The sequence below is a fragment of the Arthrobacter sp. SIMBA_036 genome, from assembly GCF_046535135.1.
Taxonomy (GTDB): Bacteria; Actinomycetota; Actinomycetes; order Actinomycetales; family Micrococcaceae; genus Arthrobacter.
This window is the reverse complement of sequence record NZ_JAWRXG010000017.1, coordinates 33,949-43,097: the sequence shown is the minus strand read 5'-3', so window position 1 is coordinate 43,097 and position 9,149 is coordinate 33,949. Positions and strand designations below refer to the sequence as shown.

Annotated in this window: 10 protein-coding genes; 5 read left to right on the top strand and 5 right to left on the bottom strand. The window is 61.4% G+C overall.

What is annotated here, in order from left to right; translation table 11 throughout:
- Positions 1-140: 140 nt before the first annotated feature.
- Both SB659_RS18205 and SB659_RS18200 read left to right on the top strand, forming a co-directional pair.
- Positions 141-530: a hypothetical protein gene (locus SB659_RS18205; RefSeq protein WP_410551388.1), complete on the top strand. Its 390-nt coding sequence runs from the start codon at positions 141-143 to the stop codon at positions 528-530.
- 8 nt (positions 531-538) lie between these two features.
- Entirely contained in the window at positions 539-979 is a 441-nt protein-coding gene (locus SB659_RS18200; protein ID WP_410551387.1) for a hypothetical protein, read from the top strand.
- Between the two features lie 344 nt (positions 980-1,323).
- Here SB659_RS18200 and SB659_RS18195 read toward each other — a convergent pair whose 3' ends face one another.
- The 3 genes from SB659_RS18195 to SB659_RS18185 all read right to left on the bottom strand — a co-directional run bounded on the left by SB659_RS18195 (position 1,324) and on the right by SB659_RS18185 (position 4,953).
- Complete coding sequence (locus tag SB659_RS18195; protein WP_410551386.1) at positions 1,324-1,869, bottom strand: HPP family protein; 546 nt, start codon at positions 1,867-1,869, stop codon at positions 1,324-1,326.
- Between the two features lie 136 nt (positions 1,870-2,005).
- Positions 2,006-2,467 carry a hypothetical protein gene (locus tag SB659_RS18190; RefSeq protein ID WP_410551385.1) on the bottom strand — a complete coding sequence of 154 codons (462 nt, stop codon included), beginning with the start codon at positions 2,465-2,467 and terminating at the stop codon, positions 2,006-2,008.
- A complete protein-coding gene (locus SB659_RS18185) occupies positions 2,464-4,953 on the bottom strand; it encodes a molybdopterin oxidoreductase family protein (RefSeq protein ID WP_410551384.1) in 2,490 nt (829 codons plus the stop codon). Before SB659_RS18185 ends, SB659_RS18190 begins: the two co-directional genes overlap by 4 nt.
- Before the next feature lie 1,425 nt (positions 4,954-6,378).
- On the opposite strand from SB659_RS18185, the gene SB659_RS18180 reads away from it, so the two are divergent.
- Positions 6,379-6,591, top strand: a complete 213-nt coding sequence (locus SB659_RS18180; RefSeq protein WP_410551383.1) for a hypothetical protein — start codon at positions 6,379-6,381, stop codon at positions 6,589-6,591.
- A gap of 145 nt (positions 6,592-6,736) precedes the next feature.
- On the opposite strand, the gene SB659_RS18175 is transcribed toward SB659_RS18180, so the two are convergent.
- Both SB659_RS18175 and SB659_RS18170 read right to left on the bottom strand, forming a co-directional pair.
- Positions 6,737-6,946: a hypothetical protein gene (locus tag SB659_RS18175; protein ID WP_410551382.1), complete on the bottom strand. Its 210-nt coding sequence runs from the start codon at positions 6,944-6,946 to the stop codon at positions 6,737-6,739.
- 550 nt (positions 6,947-7,496) lie between these two features.
- Positions 7,497-7,964: a DUF4383 domain-containing protein gene (locus SB659_RS18170; protein WP_410551381.1), complete on the bottom strand. Its 468-nt coding sequence runs from the start codon at positions 7,962-7,964 to the stop codon at positions 7,497-7,499.
- A 464-nt stretch (positions 7,965-8,428) separates the two neighbouring features.
- Between SB659_RS18170 and SB659_RS18165 the strand changes: the two genes are divergently transcribed.
- Positions 8,429-8,758 carry a hypothetical protein gene (locus tag SB659_RS18165; protein ID WP_410551380.1) on the top strand — a complete coding sequence of 110 codons (330 nt, stop codon included), beginning with the start codon at positions 8,429-8,431 and terminating at the stop codon, positions 8,756-8,758.
- Entirely contained in the window at positions 8,755-9,144 is a 390-nt protein-coding gene (locus SB659_RS18160; protein ID WP_410551379.1) for a hypothetical protein, read from the top strand. The genes SB659_RS18165 and SB659_RS18160 overlap by 4 nt, the downstream gene beginning before the upstream one ends.
- The last annotated feature ends 5 nt before the right edge of the window (positions 9,145-9,149 follow it).

Sequence of the window (9,149 nt, the reverse complement as noted above, 5' to 3'; positions counted from 1 at the left end):
AACGGAGCTATAAGAACGCCGCAGCCAACGAGGGGCACCAACAACTCGTCCCACTTCAACACGTCCCGCTGCCAGTCCAGACCCTGTGATACTGGGTGTGATTTAGCCGTGATTCCACCTGTTCTATGGATCATGAAGCCGTGGACACACCTAAAGGCCCGGCTGGGCTGGACGCGCATCTTTATTCGATCAGGCTGGACGAACCACTTCTGGTGCTGGGACTACGGGCAATGCTGGGCGCGAGGCTGGTGGCTTACATCGGTTCGGTGAAGGAAACCCGGGCCGTCCGGCAATGGATCGACGGTGAGCGGAAGCCATCTGCCGAAGTGATGATACGGCTGCGGCACGCCTACCATGTGGCCGCGGTGCTGGCCGAGTGGAATTCCCCCGCGGTGGTCCAGGCCTGGTTCGAGGGCATGAACCCGTATCTGGATGACGCCGTGCCCGCTAGTTTGATCCGGGAAGGGCCGGTTGAGGACGCAGCCAACCGAGTCTTGGCCGCCGCCCGGGCTTTCGCGGCCGCCGGTTGACCCACGAGATGGCAGGAATCTCCTTCGAACAAGCGCGCATCATCATCCGGACTCGTAACGAAACCGACTGGTTCACAGACGGCGTGCACGGCACCTATACAGTCGCCGACTACGGCTACGAAGACGGCGAACGGTTCTACATCCTGGACGGAGCCCGCGAATACCTCGTAGACGGGAATATCGACTTCCTTCTCATCGGATCCGGCCACAACGTCGTCAACAAGATCACCGGTGACGTCCAGTGCTGGAGCTACGTCGATCATCCGGACGAGATCACCAACATGACACCGGTCCCTGGGCACGAACCACCGGAAGCCGCGAGTGCTTGCCAGCGCCAAACAGGTGGACCACGGCATTGCGGCCGCCCCCCATACCTGTTCGCACTGACCTCGAAGGCCGAGACGGCGGGCGGCTGGAGATCGGTCCTGCGGCCGGGCACGGGAGCGTAATGACCATCAACCTTGGCGGCGGCAGCTGACCACCGAAACGCTTCTGCCTCACCGCCTCCGTGTTCACATGCTGGTGACAGTCCTAGCGAACTTCAAGAACGGGATGTAGCGTTTTGATGCGGAACTCCGGCCTACCGCTCCTGGCCGGAGTTCCGCTGCTAAAACGAGCAGGGAAACCATAAATTGACGGAATTATCCGTTACCGGTACTTGATAAAATCAAGGTCAGCTGCAAAGGGGTCCCGCGAGCAGAGGACTATGGCGCGGTGACCCTCCCGCGGCCGCAATTTTGCGGACAAATCGCCCGGGATACACAGGTAGGCAAACCCCGTGATGATGCCAGGGTTAGCTCTGCCCTTTGGTGGCTGCGGGTTTTGTTCCCAGGAGCGCGTTGAGTCCCCAGCCGAGGGTGGTGGTGAAGATGATTGCCGCGGCCATGGACAGCAGCTGTGCTGGGTTCGTGAGTATGCCGAGGCTGACTATCAGGGTTGTTGCGCCAGCCGGTGGATGGGGTTTGCGGGCCCACGTCAACACAAGGGTCGTCAAGGCCACGGAAAGGGCCCCGGCCAGGAGGTGTGGTGTGGTCAGGCCCCCGGCGGGAACCGATGGGTCGTCCTGCAACCCGAAGCCATAGAGGCATGCGATGCCGGCCAGGAGCCCGACTCCGTGCCCTATCAGGGCGTTGGATGGTCGGGACGATTCCTCCTGGGGGGATTCGAAGAAGAGCATTACCGTTGGACCCAGGCTGGGGAACAGCCACGGGCTGTGTAGGGCCAGCCCGATGCCCCCGCTGGCTGAGAGAACAATCAGTGACAGTGTTGCTGCGTACAGGGCTGGACCTGGGCGGCTGCCCGATTCTGTTAGTCGGGCGTGGATCGATTGCTTCGACATAAGGTCTCCTCCGTTCGTTGCAGTCCTGTTTAGTGCGGCCAGGCTGATGACCGCGCTCGGCATGTTCTCGGTGACGTTGGGCTTCGCGGCCGGCGATTGATGGAATCTGCACGAGGGCCGGCGGCCATCTCGGGTTTTAGGTTGCGGCGATGAGGGCTTGTGGGGCTGCTTGTTTCATCCGTGTTTGCAGCCATTTGAGTTGGGTGCTGGTTTGGCCGTCGCAGTCGTTGACGACGCTGAGGAGTTCTTTGTCCCTTAGCCCTTGGGCTGCTTGCTTGATCATTGTCCAGGTGATGTCGACCAGGCTTGCGAGGAGGTAGAGGTCCTGCAGGTCGCGCAAGAGACCTACTGGGCCTGACCGGGTTTTTTGTAGACCGTCAGCGTGGAGCCTTTCGGGCTCGTCCTCATCGCCGACTTCTCCGTACCTATCGATGATGGGCTGGAGTGCTTGTTGGTGTTCTTCGCATTGGTCTGCGAGGGCCTGGCAGAGGAAGTGAACGTCGGGCTCATTCCCGTGGCCTTCAGCGACCTGGCGGAATGATTGGGCGAGGGTGCCTTCGGCTTTGTGCAGCAGGCCGAGATAGACCGGGAGTTTCATGAGTGTTCCTCCTTTGTGGCTACTGTGGGCGCCGTGACAGGGGCGATGCTTTCGGTGGCTTGTGCTGCCGGTCCGCCGGCTGTGGGCAGCAGGTGCTTGCGTGCCCTTCCGCGCGCGGTGGGGCGGGAGGCTGTCGTGGTGGGTGCCGGTGATGGACCGGTACCGTCAGCGATTTTCGTAACCCGGACTGCTGCGTTCTTCAGCACGGGTTGTTTGGAGACCGGGTCCCATTCGGTGATGGTGAGTTCGTTCGCTGCCCGGGGGCTGGTGTCCGGTGTCCCGCTTTGGTCCCAATACCCGTAATGGAAGGGGGCGAAAATGGTGCCGTCGCGGATATCGCTGACCCGTACCGGTGCTGTAATGTGTCCGCGCCGGGACTCCACGCGGACGGTGTCGCCTTCGGTCACACCGTAGGTTTCGGCGTCGTTTACTGACATTTCCACCCATGGATCCGGTGCCGCACCGTTGAGCTGGGGGGACCTTCCCGTCTTGGTGCGGGTATGGAAGTGATAAACCGTGCGCCCGGTCGTGTACCGGAGGGGGTATTCCTCATCCGGTGTCTCATGCGCGGGATGGTACGGGGCGGTTTTGAAAATGGCGCGTCCGGCCGGGTTCATTGCTTTGTAGGCTTCGGGGGCTACCGTTGCCCCGGTGAGCAGGTCGTGGCCGTAGGTTTCGCAATACTCGGGATCGGTCGCGAACACGCCGTCATGGTAGAGGCGCACCATACCATCGGGGTGGTCCTCGTTGCATGGCCAGGGAACGCCGCTGCCGCCGCGGAGCTTGTCGTAGGTGAGGCCCGTGTAATCACAGGGTCGCCCGCGGGTGCATTCCTTCCACGCGATGAACCCGTCTTCGGGCTGGTTCCATTCCAGCAGGGGTGACCCGTCGAGTTGTTGGAAGCCCATCCGCGCGGAGTAGTCCAGGAAGGTGTGCAGGTCACTGCGGGCTTCCCCGGGCGGTTCGACCGCCTTTTCTGACAGGTGGACGGTGCGGTTCACGTTGGTGAATGTACCGGTTTTTTCTCCCCACGCCGCGGCGGGCAGGACGACGTCGGCGAACTGGGCCGTCTCTGTCAGGTACAGGTCCTGAACTACCAGGAACAGGGAGTCACTGGCCAGAATGTCGCGGATCCGGGGTAGTTGTGGCATCGACACGGCGGGGTTCGTGGCAGAGATCCACAGGAATTCGATGGATCCCTGTTCAACGTAGCGGAAGATCTGCATCGCATGGGTGGGCGGGGCCCAATGCGGGATGATGGCCGGGTCCACGTTCCACAGCTTCGCCAGTTCCTGGACATGGTCGGGGTTTTCCCAGTTCCGGAAGCCGGACAAATCGCCGTCGGCACCGCATTCCCGGTTGTTCTGCGCTGTCGGCTGCCCATTCATCTGCAGAATGCCGCATCCTGGCTTGCCGATCATGCCACGGAGCAGGTGCAGGTTGTTCACGGCGCATGACGCCGCCGTCGCCTGGGAGGACTGGTAAAACCCTTGCAGCACCGTTGAAAGCACCCGCTCCGAGGTGCCGAAGATCTCCGCGGCGTGACGCACATCCTCAGCCTCCACACCGCAGGTTTCAGCCACCGCTTCCGGGGTCCACTGCTCAACAGTGGACCTCAGCTCCTCAACATTCAGCGTGTGCCGGTCAATGTAGTCCTGATCAATCCAGCCATTGACGAACAACTCCCGGACCAAGCCGTGCATCAGGGCCAGATTCGTCCCGGGCCGGACCGGCAAATGCACTTCCGCATTTCGGGCGACCTCGGTCTCCCGAGGGTCAACGCACACAATTCTCGGGCGATCCGGGCCAGCGGCCCGGTCCAGAACCCGCGCCCAAAGGACCGTTTGGGTTTCGGCCATGTTATGCCCGAACAGGAACATCGCATCGCATTCATCAATGTCCACATAGCTGCCGGGCTGGCCATCGGAGCCGAAAGACTCCTTCATCGCCGCTGCCGCCGTCGCCGTACACAGACGTGTGTTCCCATCCATGTGGGGAGTGCCGATACCGGCCTTGCCCACGATCGCCTGGGCGTAATACTCCTCAAGGAACAACTGTCCACTGGTGTAAAACCCGTGCGACAAAGGCCCCTTCGTGTCCAAGAGGCTCCGACTCCGGGAAACAATGCGTTCCATGGCGGTGTCCCAATCGGTCTCGACCAGCTCACCGTTCTCCCGCACCAGAGGGCGGGTCAGACGGTCCTTGTTCTGCACTCCCTGCCAGCTCGCGAAAAGACCCTTAGGCCCGAGCCGGCCGTGATTGACGATGTCCGCGGCGCGGCCTCGGACCCCGACCATCACCCCGTCCCTGACACCGATGTCAATGCCACACCCGTTGCTGCACAGCACACACGCGGACTGGACCCACCGCTGCACATCCGATTCCTCGACACCCTGGGCCAGAACCTGGTCCACCCGCACCGGCCACCGCTCACCCCGGCCGAACGGCGTCCGGGTACCCCAAATCTGGGCTATACGATCAACCATGACCATCCTCCATCGCACAAGAGCCCAAGCCACAGCATCCCGGCTGCAGGAGTGAGCCAACCCCGGGTAAGTGGTTGCCACGGGCTACCACCACTGATGTCAAACTAGACCTACCCACACGGCGGCGTCCATAACGTCACCAGAGGCAAATTCTGTTCGTGGACAACATCGACAACGTCCGCGGCACTTGGCGGACGCGCTTCCGCCGCGGAATGCTGGGCCCGTATATAGTCCTCCAAGGACCACGTCCTGTGTCAGGTCGACATTCGCGAAGCTATACGGTCGAGCTACGCTGGTCACGCAACCGGAACCCACGCGGGTTCCCCGAGCATGACCACCCGGGCAACGAGCGAAACCTGCCCTCTTGGGGCGCTGAAAGAAGCAGACTCACAAGCCTCACAAGGACTCGCAGATCTCGGTGATGAACCCGTTCCGCCGGACAGCCGGCACCACTCCCCCAGAACTCATTGGACGTCAGGGAACGCTCGATGACTTCGAGTATGAACTCCAGATCGGCTCCGGGGCACTCAATTCGTGTGCCCGTCGAGCGGGAAACAACAGCTGAACCGAGCTCAGCCAGCCCGTTCAGAAACGCCGTGATGTCTTCAACGCTAACGAGCAGGTCAGCCAGCTGGTCAGCGTCCTCCGACCAGTCCTCGACAGCCTCGGACTGCACAACAAACACCCGCCCTTCGCAACAGGTACAACTGTTTAGGGGCCCCGCTGCTGAAGCCTGCGGCACCGCGGCGAGGAAGGGCAGGGGAGGATAGCTCCCGTCGTCAACACACACCGCGCAGTGTCCGCCAATAATTTAGCAAGGAAATCTAGCGAAAAGCGACGGGAGGTCTCCGTCGGCTTTCAGAACTTGTTCTGGACCGTCCAACCTGAGGCCTGGAGGAGCCGTGCGGCTGCTGAGGAGGAAGAGCCAGATGATGTTCTGTCGCACTCGATTGGAATGAAGAGGCGCGCGACGCGGAAAGCACTGTGTTCCGCCCATTTTCCCACCCATCTCCGGGGTGTTCGGACCGAATACCTTTGACTCTGTTCTTAGGGCGCCAACATCACGCGAGCGTGTGCTAGGAGTTTTCCAATGAACAAGACACTTTCGCTACATGGCAGCACCCACCGTTGCTTCCGCCACCCTCGGACCGGAAAACATCACCAGAAACGCCCTGGCCCTTCCGCTGTGAGGTGCAGTGATGAGCAGTGCCGGAAAACCACGTACCAGCCGGCAGAACATACAAACAACGTCATGGACGCGCTGAGAGTGGATACCCAGCGGCGGAACCGCGGCTCTCAACTCCACGGCCGTCCGAAACTCGAGAGAAGTACAGGTGCTGCTGTGCCTTTGGCGGGGCGTCGTTCAAGGCATTGAAGTAACGAGGCTGCCATGGCCCAGCCAAGGATCCAACGATCAGCACGCGGGTGACACCACCGACGACCTTCAAACGGCTCCTCCTGGAATCTGTGGATGTCGAAGAACGTTTCTCCGCTCTCGCCGCGCATTCAGCTGCCACTTTGTCCATGCACAACGGGTTGATGGGCGGCGGCATGCTGATGCCGGGCAAAAAGCCCGCTACAGTCGCAACCACGATCCGAAAGTCCATTCCTTGGATGAGCTGCGGCGCGCCACAGTAATGGTCCCTGCCTGGCAGCTCTCCGCCGGGCCCGCTGTTCATGCGCCGGCGCCTAAGGATGACGCCGTCCGGTCCGGAATTTCCACGGACAACGAGAGTTTGCTGCCCGGTACCTCGATTTCGGCCGATTGCCCAGCTCAGGGCACTCAGTGTTCTGCAGCGTCGTGCTCGGAGAGTGTGCGGACGAGTACCTCGAGTTCCTCACGGAATCTGCCCTCCAAGAGGACGCCGAACAATGCTTCGTGTTCAGCGCTGATCACTCGTTCCAGGATCTGCTCGCCGTGCTGGGTCATGGTGATGAGCTGAGTCCGGCCGCTGCGCCGCAGATGGACGCAACTGCGGCTTTGGAGTTTCATCAAGGTTACTCCAAGAGACTGCGCCGCATCCCGCAGGCTTCTGCGAGTTCCGTCTGTGTACAGGGGCCTGTACCTGCGAGGATACGTAAGGCGACGGCCTCCGCATGGGTAAGCCCGAGAGGCTCCAGCGCTTGGGCTGAGAGTCGTTCCAGCATCTTCGCTGCCCTGGACAACAGGTGTGACGCGGGCCACCGCTCAAGGTCCGGCATGGCCCTAGCATAGGGTCATGGACCATTCATTTGCGCGGGGTTGTTTCCCCGGCGCAACGGTATGGAAGGAGTCAGTGCCTCCCGCCGGCTCGGGCCAGCAGAATCCATGAAGCAATGTAGCTAACGGCAGCCGGGGCAAGCCCGCGCCGGAGTCCTTGAAGTGCAATGCCATCCAGATAGCGATGCTCCGCGCACGTCCGTCAGGACGGCGGCGCGGGTCCGCTTTCGCCTTCCAGGGGTGCTGCGGGACGTACTTGACGCCGGAGCGCGGCTATTAGGTCAGAGAGGGGGTCTGGCCCCGCGCGAACGCGGAGCCAACCCTCTGTAATTCGACGCAGGCCCTATCGTCCAGTCACAGATCCCTGCCGAGCCGCGTTGTTTCGACGGCTCAGACCCAGGCCCAGGGCCAACATTCCGACACCCAGCAGCAGGTGCAGCCAGTTGTCGGCGGTGTTCAGTGGGACGAAGTTCGCGGCGGAATCCTGCCCGATGATGAGGCCGTAGATCCACAGCACCAGATAGATGACTCCACCGCCCACAAGATAGTTGCGCGCCTGACCAGCCGTGCGGGCCATCAGAAGCCCTGCAATGCCGAACAGCAGGTGAACGATGTTATGGAGAATTGAGACTTGGAAAAGCCCCAGAAGCAGCGCTTCGGAGTGGTGACCTGCGAACTCCAGGGAGCCGTAGTTTGAGGTGATCCCGGGGATGAACCCCAGGATACCGACCAGCAAAAAGACAACCCCTACAACCTGTGAGACTCTTTGGATTGTTGCCCGGCCTCTGACGGTGTTATTAATCCCTGTCATGATCTCTCCTCAGCGTGAAACTCCGGCGTGGTGCCTGTGTTCTGACCTGCAGTGCCGAGAATACCATAAGGGTACTTACTAAATAAGGTCGTGCGGGAATCCAATCGCAAGGACCACAGCCTGGCGGCTCCCCTGGGAAGGTTGCTCGTTCCGAAAGCTCCCATACCTCGACCGCCGTCCGGCCCAGTCTGACCCCGACCAGTTGCTGAGGTCGATATCCACCCGCGAATTCGATGAGTTCTGACGCGGTCGTCGCCGGGCAAAAAGGGTACTGAACAGAAAGAGGCCAGGCGCCCTCCACGTTCGATGTCTCTGCTGTGAGTGGACCCCGCGGGCGGCGCGCGTCAGAGGATTTCGAGAAGAGCGCTGATGCGACAGGACTTGCCGCTCGCTGTCACCCCGCCGGGCGGTGTAAACCAATACTTTCGTCTTGGGTCCGCCTCGGCGGAGGACAGGAGCAAACAGTGAGACTAGAAGACGAATGGGACTACCTTCACCCTGATACCAAGGCGTGGTTTCTGAACAATTCCGGATGCGCACTCGTTCCTGTTACGCCCACCGCCGGAATAATCGAGCACGCTCGCGGACCCGTCCGCGTCGGCCCTGACGGGCAGATAGAACTCTCGCCATCGGACAGGGCCTTCATTAGGGACAGGGCAGAATCCGCGGGGACAATCCGGGTCCTTGACGCCGGGTACCGGCATGGCTTCTTCTTCGGACCCGCAGGCCCTCCCGCGCTACTCCTTGGCGGAAAGCCCGGTGGCCGGTTCCCGGGCCCAGGGACAACGGCATGATGAACGCCAGCGCTACAGAGCGGACCAACGACAAGACTTCCTCCCGCATGGCCCTGCCTCAGGGATGCTCCAACCTCCTCAGTGGGCTCTGGCCCCTGGTCCACATGCGTAGTTTCGAAACCGTCAGCGGACCAAAAGCCGACAAGTGGCTGGTCCGAACCGCTTCCGGCCTACTCATCGTGATCAGCTTGGAACAACTGCGCGCCGCCTCCCCAGAGGGAAAAGGATCCATAACTAAACGCCTGGGCCTCGGAACGGCTCTCACTCTGGCAGCAATAGACGTGGTGTGCGTAGCCCAGGGACGGATCAGTAAGGTCTATCTCATCGACGCCGCTATCGAACTACTGTTCATCAGCGGATGGATGACGGGCCGCCGGCGGCACTAACCAAC